Raw genomic sequence first — 16,826 nt, forward strand, 5'->3', positions numbered from 1 at the left:
TTAGAGGGATAGCCACTCGATACGACAAGTTAAAACGGAACTATGAAAGTTCTGTTGCATTAGCTTGTATATTTTTATGGCTCCCCTTGTAGGTTAAATTATGAACCCTAAATGTCAACAGACCCTAATAATATCGTAATAAAAAACATGAAATTGTTGTTTTAATAAGCAAAAAACATTTTTGTTTAAGCCTACATGTTTACCAATATGTTTTTTTTGCCTATGATGTGGCTCGCATGCGCTCATAGCTCAACTGGATAGAGTACAGGTCTCCGAAGCCTGTGGCGTGGGTTCGAGTCCCGCTGAGCGCACCAGATTTACATTTTAAGACTAAAAAAATTACTCATATATTATATCTATTCAATCGTTTAACCATTAATACTTCTCATCAATTGTAGCTACCCAGCTTTTTCCTTATGATAATTTTGCAGTCCACAGGTAAATTAACCTATTTATAATTGCTACAACCTAAAACATCAGTGTGTTGGATAAAACATGTATAAGAAAATATTAGTATTAAGTTTGCTTCTGAGTGCAGGTTGTACGGATTCTTATAAAAAGGTCGCAGATGTTGAAAGATCAGATTATCTGGCGATGACTACTTTTCTGGATAGACTTTCTAAACAGTTGGTTGATCTTGATTCTCAGGTTCGGGCTGATAAGAATCAGGTGAGATTTAATAATATAGATGCCAACTCAAGTTATTTTTTCTTGCCAGAGCAACATTGGTTAGATATTAAAGTATCAAAACGACCCGATCTCGAAAGTTGGAGCGAGGTTGTTGTCTCTTCAAGATATCCGAATGATTATCAAGCTTCAAAAAATGAGGCATTAAAATATTGTCGGGATTTATTGAAACTTGCGAATCCCAATTTTGCTGATGTATTTAATCAATTATCCAAAGAGTTTGAGGCATCGTCACAAGGGCGAAAATACAATAGCTTGTTAAAAACAGAAGGGCTATATCTGATTGTACTGGATGGAGAACCTTTTGAAAGAGGTGCTCCATTCGTATGTTCAGTCACTCAAAGCTCGTAAATGATGAATCAAAACTTTATTTAATTATGATAAATGCTGTACAGAATAATTAATCAGTTTCAAGGTCTGATTCAATTGGCTTGGTGGAATCCGTGATTCCTGTAATGTGGTAATCCATTGCATCTGACAAGCTTTCAGCTCATTTAATGAATCAATCGACTGAATTTTTTGTATTAGCGGGCGAGCCATCAAACCACAATAACTGCTTAGTGTCTGAATCATGACCTGCTGGATTTCAACAAAAGCAAGTTTTTCCAGTTCAAGTGTTTCTTCAACTGCAGGCGCCGGTCGAATTATTTGCTTTTCTTGAACTGGCGACGATTGAGTAGATAGGGCCTGATCAAAAGCAGCCATTGTGAACGTTATTTGGCTTTGTTCTTGATGTATGGGTGAGGACTGCTGTTGCGCCAATAGTCCCATATCAATCAGTTGTTGTACCAGTTCGGTGGGTGCGATCCGTTGCTTATACTCCTGATCAAGCTCTTTAAAATCTTCGTGATCAATTAGAAGTAATAAACGACGTTGGCGGGCAGTTAAAGCAATACTGCGTTGTTGTAAGGCATTTTGCCCAAGTTCAGTTTTAAAAAAATGTGACATCTCTTAATTTTCCCCTAATCAAGATAAGACGGAAATTAAGATAGAGTTAAAAAATGACAGTAATATTAACAATTTATTAAATATTACTGCCTTTTAAAATTAAGATCGAAGGCTGTTAAGCTGCTTTGGCTTTGAGTTTGTTCGACTCATTTTGCTTCTAAGGCTTTGCGTAAATATGGGTCCAGATCTTCCTGACGCATCAACCATTGAATATAGTCGGCAGGAAGGTCCTGAATGGCCGTTCCTTTATGTTTGCCAAAGGTGATACTTTTAGGAATGCGCGCCTGTTCTGAGGCAACATAGAGTTGTTCAATATCTTGAATATTCAGCTGATGAATAATATGCATCAGGATATTGGCGGTTAAGATAATGTCGGCATCGGCACGATGTGCACCTTTAAGCATTTCACGCGCTTTATCGCTACCTTTTGAAATCAGATAGATGAGGGCGGAGATATTGTGTGCTTCAGCATTTTCCCAGACATGGCGTGCAAGGGCTAAAGTACAGATTGGCTTTAATTGAGATACATCGACACCACAACGGGCAATAGCGGCAATATCATAGTCAACGTTATGACCAATAATATAGGTAGTTTGAGTTGGAAGCTGGAACTCATTATAAAAAGGTTGTCCCACCAGATCAGACTCTAAAATATGGTGCACTGCCATGGCAGCATAAGAAATCGGTTGTCCAACCTGATAAAGCTGATCAAAAATCTGCTTTTTATCCAGACTGAGTTTTCCATTTTCGATTTCAATCGGAGCGTAGGCAATTTCAATCGGCAAACCATTCAAGGTATGTGTTTCTGTATCTAGGATAATGGCTTGCATGAAAGTCGACCTGATCTGAGTGGAGAATGCCAATATCTTACAAGAAATTTATTTGAAACAGGATTGAATCCGTAAAGGTCACTTTATTTTTTTTAAACATAAAATTGAGTTTGGATAAATTAACAGCGAAAATTGAAAAAATACTTGAACAATTTGATATTAAGCGCATTCTTATGGAAGGAATTGCCTTAGTAAAAAAAATACTAAGTATTAAAATGAAAAACAAAATAGTTCAGGGAAAACTGTATGAAAATGAAATTATTATCTATTGTGATGTTGAGTTCGAGCCTATTGTTGACGGCATGTGGTGGCAGTGATGATGGCGATACAACCTATACACCGAGACCCGAAGTTCCTGAGAATAATATTAAAGATCCGGTTGTGGGGGTTCCAGTAGCATATACCAAAACAGATTTTAGCGCGGTGGCTACGGAAAGCTCGGTATTGACCTATAAGATGTTGGGACAGAATGGTAAGGAAACGATGGCAACCAGCCTGTTGTTTGTTCCAGGCGGGCCAACACCTCCAGGCGGATGGAAAATTGTTGCATGGGCACATGGTACAACAGGGGTGGCAGATCAATGTGCGCCAAGTCGTAATGTAACTAACCCTTACATTCAAAGTATGATTACGCAATTACTTGCTGCTGGTTACGTGGTGGTTGCGCCTGATTATGAAGGCTTGGGAGAACCAAGCGGCCGAGAATTGCATCCCTTCTTGAATGTTAAGAGTGAGGCGTTCTCTATTACAGATGCAGTAGTTGCTGCACGATATTATTTGGCAGGACAGGGTAAAACTGTATCACGTCAATGGATGACGGTAGGGCATTCACAAGGTGGGCAAGCGGCATTAGGGGCAGCACAATATCAAAGCCGTGCCAAGCTGGATTATAAAGGAACGATTGCTGTTGCACCTGCATCTAATTTGGCAGCTATTTTGGTTAATGGTAATGCATCCGTTGAAAATGCACCTTTACCACAAAAAATTGAAATGTATGCGCAACTGGATACATTTACTGCCTTAATTACCGCTGGACTAAGAAATCTTGAACCAAGCTTTAGCTATTCAAATGTATTCCAGTCGCCAACGGATAAAATTGCGAATTATGCAGAAACGGATTGTTATGATGTGCTAGGTAAAAAGTTTGGAGCCGCCATGTTGGATTATGCTGGCAAAAACAATAATAGTTTAACCAATTATCCTCGTACACAAACCAATTTCATGGCTGTGCCATTGGTAAAAACATTTTTGGAAAAAGATTCACAACCCGCTCAAGTGAAGTTGAATCAGCCTGTCACGATTTATCAAGGCGCACAAGATACTACCGTTCCTAAAGCGGCAACGGATGCACTTGTTGTGCTCGCTCAGAATAAAGGCTCCAAAATCCAATATCTTACTAGTGCCGAATGGGATCACGGTACAGCTTATGTCTTGAATATCGGGAATATTGTCAATGATGTAAAAACTGCGATGCCTGCGAATAATTAAGTCAGTATCCTGACAAGCCCAATCGGTTTATCACGATGATTGGGCTTGTTTTATCAGTTTTTAATGATCTGGGTTTCCCAGCCATCATATTTTGCATTAAATTGCTGGGCTAATTTCCAGAGTTGTAGGGTACATGCATCGATAGACTGTAGGTCTACGTGATCAATTCTGGAAATCTGTAATTGGTAGGGGTGATGTGCTGGCTCCGCAAGGTATGTTTGATTCACTACTTCAAAACCTAAGCCATTAACGGCATTCAAAAAATTTGTACTGTCATTTTCATTCTGAAAATAAATCCAGTGATCTACAGGTCGGGCAAGCTCAAGATTGTCTCCGTGACTTTGAAGGTTCTCAATGACCGCTCTATTAGAAATCGTTTGCATGATTTCTTCACTGGGAAACATATAATTCAAATAGGTTGACCAATTTGAATCGCTCTCTTGACTGAATCGATAGCTATAGTCTGGATACCTTTGCATGATGTGATGAATGCTATGTTCGACCTCTACGCCATCCTGAGCATAGAAATAAAATGTTCTCAAGTGATTATGGGTTAAACGTCCTACATAAAGCACCGGATGGTGATTTGAAAGTGCGGGAATGATCTGATCTTCCATCTCGGCCAGATGATCGAACTCTTCACTGGAAGATAACCCGTCTTCTGTGGAGTGGTTCATTTGTATTTCCACCCATACTAAGGTTGATCTTTCTGGTAGCGGTGCCACATCTGCTAAAGCCAGATTTAAGAAATAACTGGCAGGCTGCTCATCTATTTGGCACATATAAAAATTCCAATTTTCAGGAACTTCTAATATCTGCTTCTCAGCGGAGTTGTTTGGTGTACGATTTTTCTTCAAAAGAAATTTGTCAATAAATCCCATTTGCATATCCTTTTTTATTTGATTGATAGAATACCAAGCAAGATCAGTAAAATTCAGCAAGAATTTAATCAATATCAATCTGTGAAAAGGCAAACTTCGTGCTACAATACGCACCAATCTTTAGCACGGCTTAAAAGCCCTAATTTATAGGACCCTCCGCTAATGTTTGCCAATATTTCTATTGCTGAATTTGATCCAGAATTAGCTCAAGCGATTGCTTCTGAAGGCGTACGCCAAGAAGCGCATATTGAGTTAATTGCATCTGAAAACTATTGTTCACCAGCTGTGATGGAAGCACAGGGATCAAAACTTACTAACAAATATGCAGAAGGCTATCCTGGCAAACGCTACTACGGCGGTTGTGAATATGTTGACGTGATCGAGCAACTTGCAATTGATCGCGCAAAAGAATTATTCGGCGCTGATTACGCAAACGTTCAACCACACGCTGGTTCTCAAGCAAACTCGGCTGTTTACCTTGCACTTCTTAACCCGGGCGATACCGTATTGGGTATGAGCTTGGCGCACGGTGGTCACTTGACTCACGGTGCTAAAGTAAGCTTCTCTGGTAAGACTTATAATGCGATCCAGTATGGTTTAAACCCAGAAACGGGTGAAATCGATTATGAAGAAGTTGAACGTCTAGCACTAGAACATAAGCCACGCATGATCGTTGCCGGTTTCTCTGCGTATAGCCAAGTTGTAGACTGGCAGCGTTTCCGTGACATCGCTGACAAAGTAGGTGCGTATCTGTTTGTTGATATGGCTCACGTTGCTGGTCTTGTTGCTGCTGGCGTATATCCAAACCCGGTACAAATCGCAGACGTAACTACTACAACGACGCATAAAACCCTTCGTGGTCCACGTTCTGGTTTGATCCTTGCTAAAGCAAACGAAGAAATCGAGAAAAAACTTCAATCGGCTGTATTCCCGGGTAACCAGGGTGGTCCGTTGATGCATGCGATTGCTGCAAAAGCAATCTGCTTCAAAGAAGCAATGTCTGCTGAATTCAAAACTTACCAACAACAAGTTGTGAAGAATGCGCAGGCGATGGCTGAAGTATTAATTGCACGTGGTTATGACGTTGTATCTGGCGGTACAGAAAACCATTTATTCTTGTTGTCTTTGATCAAACAAGACGTAACGGGTAAAGATGCAGATGCATGGTTAGGTGCAGCGCATATCACTGTAAACAAAAACGCGGTTCCAAATGACCCTCGTTCACCATTTGTGACTTCTGGTATCCGTATTGGTACACCAGCAGTGACCACACGTGGTTTTGGTGAAGCTGAAGTGCGTGAACTTGCTGGCTGGATCGCTGACGTGATCGATAGCAAAGGTGATGAGAAAGTTATCACTGATGTAAAAGCAAAAGTTGAAGCAGTTTGTGCAAAATTCCCGGTATATGCAAACTAATTTGTATAGCTGAAAAAAGCGCCGTCAGGCGCTTTTTTTTTATCGCTGTGTTTTATGCCATTTGTAGACGATTGAACTTCTGTAAAAGTTCAGTCTGCGTTTCAGGGTAGTGCGGATCGGGTTTGATACAGTCAATCGGACACACCGCCACACAAGTGGCTACTTCATAAAAACCGACACACTCGGTGCAGCGGAGTGGGTCGATTTCATAGACTTTTGCACCTTCATCAATTGCTTGATTGGGACATTCAGGCAAACACATATCACAGTTGATACATGCGTTGGTAATTAACAGTGCCATATTAATCTGCCGAATAGGCAAGCGCTGCAGATTGCAACTCGGTTGCGGCGTGTGGCAGATTGCGAATCAAGAGTGCATATTCAATATCAATCTCAGAAGAGAATGGTATTTCGACAATATGGCCTGAGCCTTTGGCATTCTCAATGACATTGCCTTTAAGATCGCGCATCTGTTGCAGAATGAAACTGATATTACCTTTTGGTGTCATCAATTCCAGTGAGTCGCCGACAAGAAAGCGGTTTTTGACTTCAATCCGAATATAGTCGCCGTTACGCCCGACCACTTCACCACAGAACTGTTGGTAGTCAAACTGAGATGAACCATCTGCATAGTTTTGATAATCCTGATGCACATGACGACGTAAGAAGCCCTCGGTATAGCCACGATTAGCCAAGCCTTCCAGTTGAGTCATTAAGCTTGCATCAAAAGCCTTGCCTGCAAGTGCATCATCAATGGCTTTACGGTAAATCTGTGCAGTACGGGCACAATAAAAATAGGATTTGGTACGGCCTTCAATTTTGAGTGAAGCTACTCCAATTTTAGTAAGTCGATCCACATGCTGCACTGCACGTAAATCTTTTGAGTTCATGAAATAGGTGCCATGCTCATCTTCTTCAGCGGCAAACATATCTTCATCATTACGCTGTACCAGAACAGTTTGCGCTGAAATCGTCGTATCAGGGCGCTGAACGTAGCTAGTATTTTTGGTATCAAGTTGCTGAACAGGTATCACATCACCATTGGCATCTTCCTTTGCCTCGTGGATTTTATACTCCCAGCGACAGGCATTGGTGCAGGCACCTTGATTAGCATCGCGTTTATTCATATAGCCGGATAACAGACAACGTCCGGAATAGGCCATGCAGAGGGCGCCATGCACAAAAACCTCCAGTTCGATCTCTGGTACCTGTGTCTGGATTTCCTCAATTTCTTCAATTGACAATTCACGAGACAAAATAATGCGGCTGAGACCATAATCTTTCCAGAACTTTACTGTGGCCCAGTTAATGGCATTGGCTTGTACCGAAAGATGAATCTGCATTTCAGGGAAATGTTCGCGTACCATCATGATCAAGCCTGGATCAGACATAATCAATGCATCCGGTTGCATGGCAATAATCGGTGCAAGGTCACGGATAAAATTTTTAAGCTTGCTGTTATGCGGCTGGATATTTACCACCACATAAAATTTTTTGCCTAAGGCGTGCGCTTCATCAATCCCGATTTTTAGATTGTCATGGTCAAATTCATTATTCCGTACGCGTAAACTATAGCGAGGTTGGCCTGCATAGACCGCATCTGCACCATAGGCAAAGGCATAGCGCATATTTTTAAGGGAACCGGCGGGAGAGAGTAATTCGGTATTCATCATGCAAAAAAAAGGCATATAAAAAATAGGGAATTATTCTAGAAAGTTCAGGAACAGGATTCAACCTAGCATTTTGCTCAGGATTTTATTGTCGTGTAGAGAAAGCTCAGCGCATAAAAAAGCACCCGAAGGTGCTTTCTAAGAAATTAGTGATGACGATGCTTTCTCTTTTTCTTGTATTTTTTAGATTGGTGATTGTCATAATAACGGTCTTGACCTACTTTACGGCCTAAGGCTGAACCACCTGCGGCACCCGCAGCAGCACCGATATAACCGCCTGTTGTGCCGCCAAGGTTACGTCCTACGGTATAACCTCCCACGCCACCTAGACCGCCACCAATCGCAGCTTCAGTACGTGTACGTTTGCTACTTGCAGCAGCAGCCCCACCAGCGCCACCAAGCGCAGAGCCAATCATTGCGCCGTTATTGCCACCAATTTGTTTACCGAGTGCCGTACCCACGACACTGCCGAGTGCAGATGTTGCTGCCACACGAGTCCCGTTATCGGCATGAGCGACAGTAACAAGTGATGAAGTTGCAAAGATTGCACCACATAACCAAGCGTTTAATTTCATTTTTGACTCCGTGTCCGCCAAAAAATCGGACCTCTTTGTAATGGCTGCAAATGTAACAAAGTTTGAGAATGAAAGTGTGGAGAAGCATGCCAGAAGTATTACTCTTTGGTGTCCAGATTGTAATCTTTTGTTTTAGATTATCTTTTTTTAAACTGTATAAGTTTTCAAAAACAGTGACTTAGATGAATAATGTTAAAAGCAAGGCTTAAATATTTTTTAAGCCTTTATTGAAAAATATGTATTAATCCTGTGGTTGATCTTTTACAGAATCCTCATCCAGCTTAAGTTGACGGGGATGAGGTTCTGTTTGCAGGCGTAAATAATTAAGATCACGAATATTCTTTTGAGTGGCGACCACACCGAATAAACTGAGCAGGAAAGACATAATATAAAAGCCTTTTTCGCTCATGCTCAGTTCAGCATTCCATAAGCTAATCAGTAATAGCACAATACACACTGCCATGGAGGCCCAGCACAGTCCATAGTAAATGGCCGTTACCGGAATCTCTTCGAGCTGGTCACGGACAGTTTTCTGAAGGGAGGCTGCCGAGAAAAGTCCATAAAGTAAAATCACCAGATAATAGCCTTTTTCATGCAAGGGCATGTTGGCATTCCACAACCCAATCATAAAGCCGACAGCACCGGCGAGTAAGGCCACCCAGCTTGCTGCTATAAAGGCCGATGTGGGGCGGTTAATAAAATTATTCATGGTTTATCCTGTTGTTTTATCATTCTATTTGTCCTGTATTATTTATAGCCAAGCGCTGAGCAGAGAACAAGTCGTAAAAACTAAAACTGAACAATTTGTGATGAAATGATGGGGGAATGGTAAGTTCCACTATTTCACTATGTCTTTTAAGTGGCAGAGTCTGTAAACTATGCGCAATTTTTTGATTTTACTCATGCTTCATCTGCACTGAGTCTTTAGATTTTTGAGATATTCCACCCATGAAAGCATCACTCCGTTTAAGACTCGATCAACTTTGTGATCGTCATGAAGAGCTGACTGCATTACTCGCTGATGTAGAAGTGATTTCGGACAATAAACGTTTCCGTAAATTGTCTCGTGAACATAATGATTTAACTGAAATCACCGAAGTTTGGAGTAAGTATCGTCAAGCGGAAGAAGATATCGAAACTGCTGAAATGATGAAGTCAGATCCTGATTTCAAGGATATGGCAGAAGAAGAAATTAAAGAAAATAAGGCACTGCTGGTTGAGCTTGAAGATCAGCTGAATGTGTTGATGATTCCAAAAGATCCAAACGATGCCAATGCAGCCTATCTTGAGGTTCGTGCCGGAACGGGTGGTGACGAAGCTGCGATCTTCTCGGGTGATTTGTTCCGTATGTATAGTAAATACGCTGAAACCCAAGGCTGGCGTATTGAAGTGCTTTCTGAAAATGAAGGTGAGCACGGTGGTTATAAAGAAATCATTTGCCGGATTGATGGTGAAGGAGTTTATGGTCGCCTGAAATTTGAAAGCGGCGCGCATCGTGTGCAACGTGTCCCTGCCACGGAATCACAGGGCCGTGTCCATACCTCGGCATGTACGGTTGCGATTCTTCCAGAAGTCGATGTAGATACCACCGTTGAAATCAATCCTGCCGATTTACGTATCGATACCTATCGTGCATCAGGTGCGGGTGGTCAGCACATTAACAAAACCGATTCTGCGGTACGTATTACCCATATCCCATCAGGTGTGGTGGTGGAATGTCAGGAAGAGCGTTCACAGCATAAGAACAAAGCCAAAGCGATGGCGTTGTTAGTGTCGCGTCTGGAAAATGCCAAACGTGCAGCGGCCGATGCAGCAACCTCAGAAATGCGCCGTGATCTGGTCGGTTCAGGTGACCGTTCAGAGCGTATCCGGACTTATAACTATCCGCAAGGTCGTATGACCGACCACCGTATTAACCTGACTTTATATAAGTTAGATGCGATTATGGAAGGTGATTTAACCGAATTACTGGATAGCTTGCATCGTGAATATCAGGCCGATCAGCTGGCAATGCTTGCACAGGAAAATGGCGGCTAATGAATATTGCTCAAGCGTTAGAGATTAAAGGTGAAATTGATAGCTATGAGCGTCAAGAGGCGGCATGGCTACTTGAGCATCTTTTGGGGATTAACGCCTTAGAACTGAAACTTCGGCTTGAGCAAGAATTGACGGACATGCAGGAGCATGCTTTTCTGGAAGGACTGGCCCGCATCGAGCAGGGTGAACCACTGGCTTATGTCACCGGTTCACAGCCATTCTGGACCTTAGACCTGAAAGTGACGCATGATACTTTGGTACCGCGTCCAGATACTGAAATTCTTGTAGAAACGGTATTAAAGCTGCCGCTGGATCAACAGGCTAATATTGTTGATTTAGGTACGGGAACGGGGGCAATTGCGTTGGCACTGGCGAGTGAACGTCCGCAGTGGCAGGTCATGGCGACTGATATTTATGCGCCTACTTTAGCGGTTGCGCAGGAAAATGCGCTTCGGCATGGTCTCATGCAGGTGAAATTTGCCTGTGGTACCTGGTTTGAAGCACTGGATCAGCAGCAGTTTGATTTAATTGTCTCAAATCCGCCATATATTGATCCAGAAGATGTGCATATGCAAAAGCTCAAGTCTGAACCTGAGCGTGCGCTGATTGCAGATCACCATGGCATGGCAGATATTGAAACCATTATCCAGCAAGGCCAGGACTGGCTCAAACCAGAGGGCTGGATTGTGCTGGAACATGGTTATGACCAAGGTGAGGCTGTTCGTCAAATCTTTGAGCAGCAGGGTTTTGAGCAAATCCAGACCATCAAGGACTATGGCGGCAATGATCGGGTCAGTTTAGCCCAAAAATCTGCTTAATCTTCTATATAGCGCTGTACGGCTTTTGCTAGATTGGGATTGCCGTATTTTTCCAGCCCATTAACTACGCTTAAGGCATCGACTTTTTCCCGGTTCTGGCTGAGTTTAAATTTGCCCGTGATCTCGGTGATCTGAATTTCAATACCCACAATTCCTTGCAGTTGCTGAGTAATGTATTCGGCAGGTGCATCGGACATTTTCCATGGAACAGGCTGATTGGCTTCATGTGTCCGTGTCAGCTTTGCCAAAATGCCGCGTAATGCTCTTTCATCAGATAAGAAATTAATTTTACCTTTGACATGTACCACCTGATAGTTCCATGTCGGTACATGCTGATGGTGCTGTTGTTTGCTGGGATACCAGTTCGGTGAAATATAACCCTGTTCACCGTAAAAGATAATCAGGACTTCTGTGCCATTTGGGATTTGCATGTGTAATGGATTATTTCTGGCAATGTGCGCAAGCAGTGTCGCCGTTTGATTTTGTTCATCTGGTATCAGCTTAAAAGGCAAATGATTGGCATCCAGACCTTCGCTACTGTGGCTGATAAGCGTTGCAAACGGATAATCCTGAATCAGTTGATAAAGTTTTTGAGGGTCTTTTTCTTCAAATATTTCAGGAAGGTACATAGTTTGATTCCTTTTACTCATCGACGCGGTTACGTCTGTTTTTCTGCAAGGGTGAGCTTTTCCGGTAACTGCCCGGACTCACACCGCTCCACTTTTTAAAGGCACGATGAAAAGCGCTGGGATCATGAAAGTTCAGATCGTCGCTAATAGTCTGAATCGAGTCGTCTGTCTTGCTCAGTCGTTCAATGGCGATATCACAGCGTATGTCATTTTTCAGTTGCTGGTAGCTGACACCTTCCTGTTTTAAACGGCGCTGGATGGTCGCAGTCGACATATTCAACTGTTGGGCAATATCTTTCAGTTCTGCCCATTCTGAAGGTGCTTGCAGCAGTAATTGTCGGCGTATTTGCAGGCTCAGTGAATTTTCATTCTTGAAACGTACGATCAGGTTGTAAGGGGTATGTCTCAGGAAATCATTGAGCGCCTGTTTGTCTTTTTTGATTTTATGTTTCAGATAATGTGCATCGAATTCTATGCTGTTTTGTGCGGCATGAAACTGGATATTTTCACAGAAACGGACACGATAATCCTGTAGCTCAACAGGTGGATGGCATCTAAAGCTCATTTTATGAAAATGGATACGTTGATCGCTCAGCCAGCACATCAAGCTGTGGACCAGCATCAGAAAGGTTGAATAGGTAAACATCCGCTTCGGTTGTTCACGATCATGCAGGACCAGATAGGCCTTATTGCCTTTTTGAACCAGTTCACCGCGAATATCGTCCAGAATCAGGGCCAAAAACTTGAGAATTTCTTTAATGGCCTGTTCCAGATTCTCTGTATTAAAGGCAAGTTTTGCCAGTAATTGATAGCTGCCACGGCGCATGGGATGGGTATCCATGCCGAGAAACTCATCATTCATGCTTTCTGCCAGCTCCACCCATAATTGGGCACACTGGGTAACGGGAACGCGTGCTTTGCCTGAGCTTAACAGTTCAGCTGAAATGCCTGCCCGATTGGCAATACTGACAATATTTAAGCCGCGACTCGCAGCAACGCTTAATGCTTCCCGAATTAAAGCATTTGAAATTGTATCCTTGGCCGCATTAAGATCGGGATTGTGGTTTTTGGTCATAGGCACATGATATACAGGAGAATAAATAGATCGACTGCTCAAAAGTCGCATTCAATTTGCTACTTTTTGAAATTGTATCGGAAAAAAGTTGCCTTTAGGCTTGGTTATAAAAATTTATATCTTTAATTTGATAGGAAACGTAAATGAAAATTCAGGGAAAACATTTTGTTATTACAGGCGGTGGCTCTGGTCTAGGTGCGGCAACAGCTGAATATTTAGTTGAAAAAGGTGCGTCAGTCACCTTGGTTGACATGAATGTTGAAGCGGGAGAACAACAGGCACAGGCATTGGGAGCTCAGGCAGAATTTGTAAAACTGGATGTGACCGATGAAGCTGCTGCGGAACAGTTTTTTAAAGATGTACTTGCCAAACATGGCAGTGTTTATGGCCTGATCAATTGCGCCGGCATTGGCCCCTCTGCAAAAGTTGTGGGTAAAGAGGGCGTGCATGATCTGGCGATGTTCTCGAAAACCTTACAGATTAATGTCACAGGGACATTTAATATGCTGCGCTTTGCAGCGGATGCCATGAGCAAGAATAGCGTTGCGGAAGGCGATGAAGATCGCGGGGTGATCGTCAATACAGCTTCGGTGGCTGCTTTTGACGGGCAAATCGGGCAAGCGGCCTATTCTGCTTCGAAAGGTGCTGTTGTCGCGATGACCTTGCCGATTGCACGTGAACTGGCCCGTCATGCCATACGGGTCATGACCATTGCGCCGGGCATCATGGAAACCCCGATGTTAAAAGGTTTACCACAGAACGTACAGGATGCGTTGGGCCAAATGGTGCCGTATCCTTCACGTTTGGGTCGTCCAGAAGAATTTGCACGCTTGGTGGCCCATATCGCCGAGAATTCATATCTGAATGGCGAGGTGATTCGTCTGGACGGTGCGATTCGTATGGCACCAAAATAAGCCTTGCTAACAGGATTCAATCACGCCATAGAACAGTTGTGGACTTCGCCTTCACAACTGTTTTTTCTTTTTTCGCTCAAATTTTATATGGTCTGTGAACAGCTTTGCTTCTAAGGTAATAGACCGTGGCTTGATAAAAATAAATATACTAAAAGGATTGATATGACATATAGATTGATTCTCTCCGCATGCTTGGGTCTGTGTCTGAGCGGTTGTGTTGGCAATATGAATCCAACGGGTGGAAATTCAACACCGAATTATCCCTATTACAAAACCCGTGAAGCCCGTGTGGTGAAAAAAATTCTGGTCCCTGCAGGTACTACACTGGTCTATGACACCCAGTTTTTAAAGGAAGGTGAACAAGATAAGATCATGCCTGAGGAGAAACTCACCGATATTCGTTTTCCGGAAGATCAACCCATGCGCTGGGGCGGTGTGCCTGTCAGCATGATTTCGAAATTTTTTAATTCAGAGATGCACGGCTTTTCTGTTTATGCCGACTTTCAGCAACTGGATGACAGTCAGCGCAGTCGATTTGCCCAATTGTGGCAGAGTTGCGATGATGATCTCGGGATTACTGTCAAAGATACCAGCGACTGGTCTTTTAACAAGGCCAATATTGCGGATGTAGAAAGTTGTAGTGTCAATTATCAACGTTATTTTAAGCATAACCAGAAACAGCAGCAGTTCCTGGATACCTTGTATCGTGAAATGATGAAAGCTGAATAAACAACACAGGCAATGCTGAAAATCATTGCCTGAGCTTTTGCCGATTATTTGGCTTTGACTTCATCACCAATCAAATAAAAGGTGCCGCCTGCAATATAGTGCAGACTACGTAATTCTTTTGCAGCGTCCTGAAAATGCCAGTGCCCATCACGAAACACGCGAGAATCTGCCCAGGCTGCAACCACAGCGCCAATAAATAAATCGTGTGCTTGCTGATTATGTGGCTCCGGAATCACTTTACATATCAACCATGCCAGACTACCTGTGACCAGCGGGACAGGAAAAGCGTCCTGATAAAACAGTTCGGTTTTGCAATCTGCCAGTTTAGTGGGCTGGTCAAATTTACTAATCGTACCGAGTTGGTGCACCATATCAATTTGCGCGTAACAGGGCACTTGTAGCGCAAAGTAGCCGCTTTGTTCAACCAGTTGACGGGTCTTGGTGCTTTTATCAAGCACAACAGTGACCTTGGCTGGGCTAAGTTCCAGTGCACATGCCCATGCTGCTGCCATGACATCCGTATCCTGCTCATGTTGCGCCGACACCAGTACGGTTGGGCCGTGGTTGAGTAGACGATAGGCTTTGGAAAGTTCAACGGCGGTAATATGTTGGGCACTCATACGCGATCCAGAAAGGAGATAACACAGATTATTGTTGCATAATCTCTGAGGGAGTAAGGTTTATTTTTACGGTATTTATAACGTTAAACGCAACAAAAATGGAAGCGTGATTCAGATTTTCCGGTCTAGAACATTCAGGCAGACAATTCATTACCATAGCTATCACGGCTTATATTCTTATGCGGTAGTCCAGATGAGCACAGCCCTTATTGCAGCTTTGCGCATGTACATTCATCGGAATTTTATCAATCAGTCGTAATTTTGGCCTGAACTGTTATGATTTTGGCGCAGTTTGCTTTAGTCTAAAAATTAAATAATATACAAGGAGGGGAAATTTTACATTGTTTTTGTATGGTAGGAATGATTCCACATACAAAAGTATAGGACTAACACTTTGTAATAAAAATGAAAAATGCTCGGAGCAAAAACGTGAAAAAGAAATATTTAAATGCTATGGCGTTAATGGCAGGCATGTTTGTGAGTAGTGGTACCGTGGTTCATGCAGGTTTATTTGATTTTCTATCACCCAAGGCCTCATGGCAAAACTGTAATGTGAACGGTTGCTCAGTCGGCGGTAGTACGAACGTCACTTCCAGTTATGCCAAAACCAAGTATCCGATTTTGCTGGCGCATGGTATGGCCGGCTTCTCGGCGGTTGGCCCATTGCAATACTGGAACGGGATTACTGAAGATCTGGTTGGAAACGGGGCCAGTGTATTTGTGGCACAGCAAGCTTCTTTTAACTCATCGGAAGTACGTGGTGAACAGCTACTGTTACAGGCAAAACAGGTATTGGCAATTACCGGTGCTGAAAAAATCAATTTAATTGGCCATAGTCATGGCTCTCAATCGGTTCGTTATGTGGCAAGCTTATTGCCGAATAAGATTGCTTCAGTAACAGCAGTAGGAGGTCCAACCAAAGGTTCAGATGTCGCTGATGTGGTCGATTCAGTGGTGAAATCACCTGTTGGTCCAGCACTTGCACCGGTTATTGCAGCAGGCGTAAATGCGTTCTTCTCTTTGGTCGGCATTGGCTCAGGTCATTATTATGATCAGGATGCGCTTGCAGGGTTAAACTCACTGACCACCAACGGTTCTGCAGACTTTAACCAGCGCTTCCCGGCAGGTGTACCAACCACAGCCTGTGGATCAGGTGCCGAGCTGGTGAATGGTGTTCGTTATTATTCGTGGAGTGGTACCAGCCCGTTTACCAATGCGGCTGATCCGATGGACTATGCGTTAACGGCAACTTCTTTACTCATTTCAGGTGAAAATGATGGCTTGGTACCGCGTTGTTCGAGCCATTTAGGCACGGTCATTCGTGATAACTATGCATTTAACCATTTGGATGAGGTGAATCAGGTATTAGGTTTGGTCGGTTTCTTGCAAAATCCGGTTACGCCGTTCCGTGCACAAGCCAACCGTTTAAAAAATCAGGGGCTATAATCAATGCGCTAAAGGGGCATCTGTGCTCCTTTAGCCAGGATGATTTTAAAAAAGGATCAATAG

The 16,826-nt window shown here is 43.0% G+C and carries 18 protein-coding genes, 1 tRNA gene and 1 pseudogene; 10 read left to right on the forward strand and 10 right to left on the reverse strand.

Annotated features, from left to right (window positions below):
- The 3 genes and pseudogenes from MSG93_RS03895 to MSG93_RS03905 all read left to right on the forward strand — a co-directional run.
- A pseudogene (locus MSG93_RS03895) lies at positions 1 to 92 on the forward strand (IS5/IS1182 family transposase); the annotation flags it as partial.
- Positions 93 to 238: 146 nt separating this feature from the next.
- Positions 239 to 314: transfer RNA gene (locus MSG93_RS03900), tRNA-Arg, on the forward strand.
- Between the two features lie 181 nt (positions 315 to 495).
- A complete protein-coding gene (locus MSG93_RS03905; RefSeq protein WP_324620655.1) occupies positions 496 to 1,038 on the forward strand; it encodes a hypothetical protein in 543 nt (180 codons plus the stop codon).
- A 24-nt stretch (positions 1,039 to 1,062) separates the two neighbouring features.
- On the opposite strand, the gene MSG93_RS03910 is transcribed toward MSG93_RS03905, so the two are convergent.
- Complete coding sequence (locus tag MSG93_RS03910) at positions 1,063 to 1,635, reverse strand: hypothetical protein (RefSeq protein WP_324620656.1); 573 nt, start codon at positions 1,633 to 1,635, stop codon at positions 1,063 to 1,065.
- A 146-nt stretch (positions 1,636 to 1,781) separates the two neighbouring features.
- Positions 1,782 to 2,465, reverse strand: a complete 684-nt coding sequence (locus tag MSG93_RS03915) for a putative quorum-sensing-regulated virulence factor (protein WP_009509516.1) — start codon at positions 2,463 to 2,465, stop codon at positions 1,782 to 1,784.
- A 246-nt stretch (positions 2,466 to 2,711) separates the two neighbouring features.
- On the opposite strand from MSG93_RS03915, the gene MSG93_RS03920 reads away from it, so the two are divergent.
- On the forward strand, positions 2,712 to 3,953 hold the full coding sequence (locus tag MSG93_RS03920) for an alpha/beta hydrolase family protein (protein ID WP_324620657.1): 1,242 nt from the start codon (positions 2,712 to 2,714) through the stop codon (positions 3,951 to 3,953).
- 53 nt (positions 3,954 to 4,006) lie between these two features.
- Here the strand turns inward: MSG93_RS03920 and MSG93_RS03925 are convergent, their stop codons facing one another.
- Complete coding sequence (locus MSG93_RS03925; RefSeq protein WP_324621006.1) at positions 4,007 to 4,834, reverse strand: DUF695 domain-containing protein; 828 nt, start codon at positions 4,832 to 4,834, stop codon at positions 4,007 to 4,009.
- A 162-nt stretch (positions 4,835 to 4,996) separates the two neighbouring features.
- On the opposite strand from MSG93_RS03925, the gene glyA reads away from it, so the two are divergent.
- Complete coding sequence (glyA, locus tag MSG93_RS03930) at positions 4,997 to 6,250, forward strand: serine hydroxymethyltransferase (RefSeq protein WP_324620658.1); 1,254 nt, start codon at positions 4,997 to 4,999, stop codon at positions 6,248 to 6,250.
- 52 nt (positions 6,251 to 6,302) lie between these two features.
- On the opposite strand, the gene MSG93_RS03935 is transcribed toward glyA, so the two are convergent.
- From MSG93_RS03935 to yiaA, 4 genes are all read right to left on the reverse strand, one after another.
- Complete coding sequence (locus MSG93_RS03935) at positions 6,303 to 6,551, reverse strand: YfhL family 4Fe-4S dicluster ferredoxin (protein ID WP_199973093.1); 249 nt, start codon at positions 6,549 to 6,551, stop codon at positions 6,303 to 6,305.
- 1 nt (position 6,552) lies between these two features.
- Entirely contained in the window at positions 6,553 to 7,920 is a 1,368-nt protein-coding gene (gene yegQ, locus MSG93_RS03940) for a tRNA 5-hydroxyuridine modification protein YegQ (protein WP_324621007.1), read from the reverse strand.
- 146 nt (positions 7,921 to 8,066) lie between these two features.
- A complete protein-coding gene (locus tag MSG93_RS03945) occupies positions 8,067 to 8,495 on the reverse strand; it encodes a hypothetical protein (protein ID WP_005230980.1) in 429 nt (142 codons plus the stop codon).
- A gap of 241 nt (positions 8,496 to 8,736) precedes the next feature.
- Positions 8,737 to 9,204 carry an inner membrane protein YiaA gene (yiaA, locus tag MSG93_RS03950; protein WP_005286509.1) on the reverse strand — a complete coding sequence of 156 codons (468 nt, stop codon included), beginning with the start codon at positions 9,202 to 9,204 and terminating at the stop codon, positions 8,737 to 8,739.
- A 239-nt stretch (positions 9,205 to 9,443) separates the two neighbouring features.
- Here yiaA and prfA point away from each other — a divergent pair, with 239 nt between their 5' ends.
- Positions 9,444 to 10,532, forward strand: a complete 1,089-nt coding sequence (gene prfA, locus MSG93_RS03955) for a peptide chain release factor 1 (RefSeq protein WP_004772635.1) — start codon at positions 9,444 to 9,446, stop codon at positions 10,530 to 10,532.
- The gene (gene prmC / locus MSG93_RS03960) at positions 10,532 to 11,350 is read left to right on the forward strand and encodes a peptide chain release factor N(5)-glutamine methyltransferase (RefSeq protein ID WP_324620659.1); all 819 of its coding nucleotides are present in this window, start codon (positions 10,532 to 10,534) and stop codon (positions 11,348 to 11,350) included. The genes prfA and prmC overlap by 1 nt, the downstream gene beginning before the upstream one ends.
- On the opposite strand, the gene MSG93_RS03965 is transcribed toward prmC, so the two are convergent.
- A complete protein-coding gene (locus MSG93_RS03965; protein WP_324620660.1) occupies positions 11,347 to 11,979 on the reverse strand; it encodes an FMN-binding negative transcriptional regulator in 633 nt (210 codons plus the stop codon). The genes prmC and MSG93_RS03965 overlap by 4 nt on opposite strands.
- A 13-nt stretch (positions 11,980 to 11,992) precedes the next feature.
- Positions 11,993 to 13,054 carry an AraC family transcriptional regulator gene (locus MSG93_RS03970; protein WP_324620661.1) on the reverse strand — a complete coding sequence of 354 codons (1,062 nt, stop codon included), beginning with the start codon at positions 13,052 to 13,054 and terminating at the stop codon, positions 11,993 to 11,995.
- 143 nt (positions 13,055 to 13,197) lie between these two features.
- On the opposite strand from MSG93_RS03970, the gene MSG93_RS03975 reads away from it, so the two are divergent.
- Both MSG93_RS03975 and MSG93_RS03980 read left to right on the forward strand, forming a co-directional pair.
- Positions 13,198 to 13,968, forward strand: a complete 771-nt coding sequence (locus tag MSG93_RS03975; protein WP_005286495.1) for an SDR family NAD(P)-dependent oxidoreductase — start codon at positions 13,198 to 13,200, stop codon at positions 13,966 to 13,968.
- A gap of 162 nt (positions 13,969 to 14,130) precedes the next feature.
- Positions 14,131 to 14,697, forward strand: a complete 567-nt coding sequence (locus MSG93_RS03980; RefSeq protein WP_324620662.1) for a hypothetical protein — start codon at positions 14,131 to 14,133, stop codon at positions 14,695 to 14,697.
- Positions 14,698 to 14,741: 44 nt separating this feature from the next.
- Here the strand turns inward: MSG93_RS03980 and MSG93_RS03985 are convergent, their stop codons facing one another.
- Positions 14,742 to 15,317, reverse strand: coding sequence for a flavin reductase family protein (locus MSG93_RS03985; protein WP_324620663.1), 576 nt, complete (start codon positions 15,315 to 15,317; stop codon positions 14,742 to 14,744).
- A gap of 429 nt (positions 15,318 to 15,746) precedes the next feature.
- Between MSG93_RS03985 and MSG93_RS03990 the strand changes: the two genes are divergently transcribed.
- Entirely contained in the window at positions 15,747 to 16,763 is a 1,017-nt protein-coding gene (locus MSG93_RS03990; RefSeq protein ID WP_324620664.1) for a triacylglycerol lipase, read from the forward strand.
- Positions 16,764 to 16,826: the final 63 nt, after the last annotated feature.

The organism is Acinetobacter sp. IK40 (genome assembly GCF_035615075.1).
Lineage (GTDB): Bacteria > Pseudomonadota > Gammaproteobacteria > Pseudomonadales > Moraxellaceae > Acinetobacter > Acinetobacter courvalinii.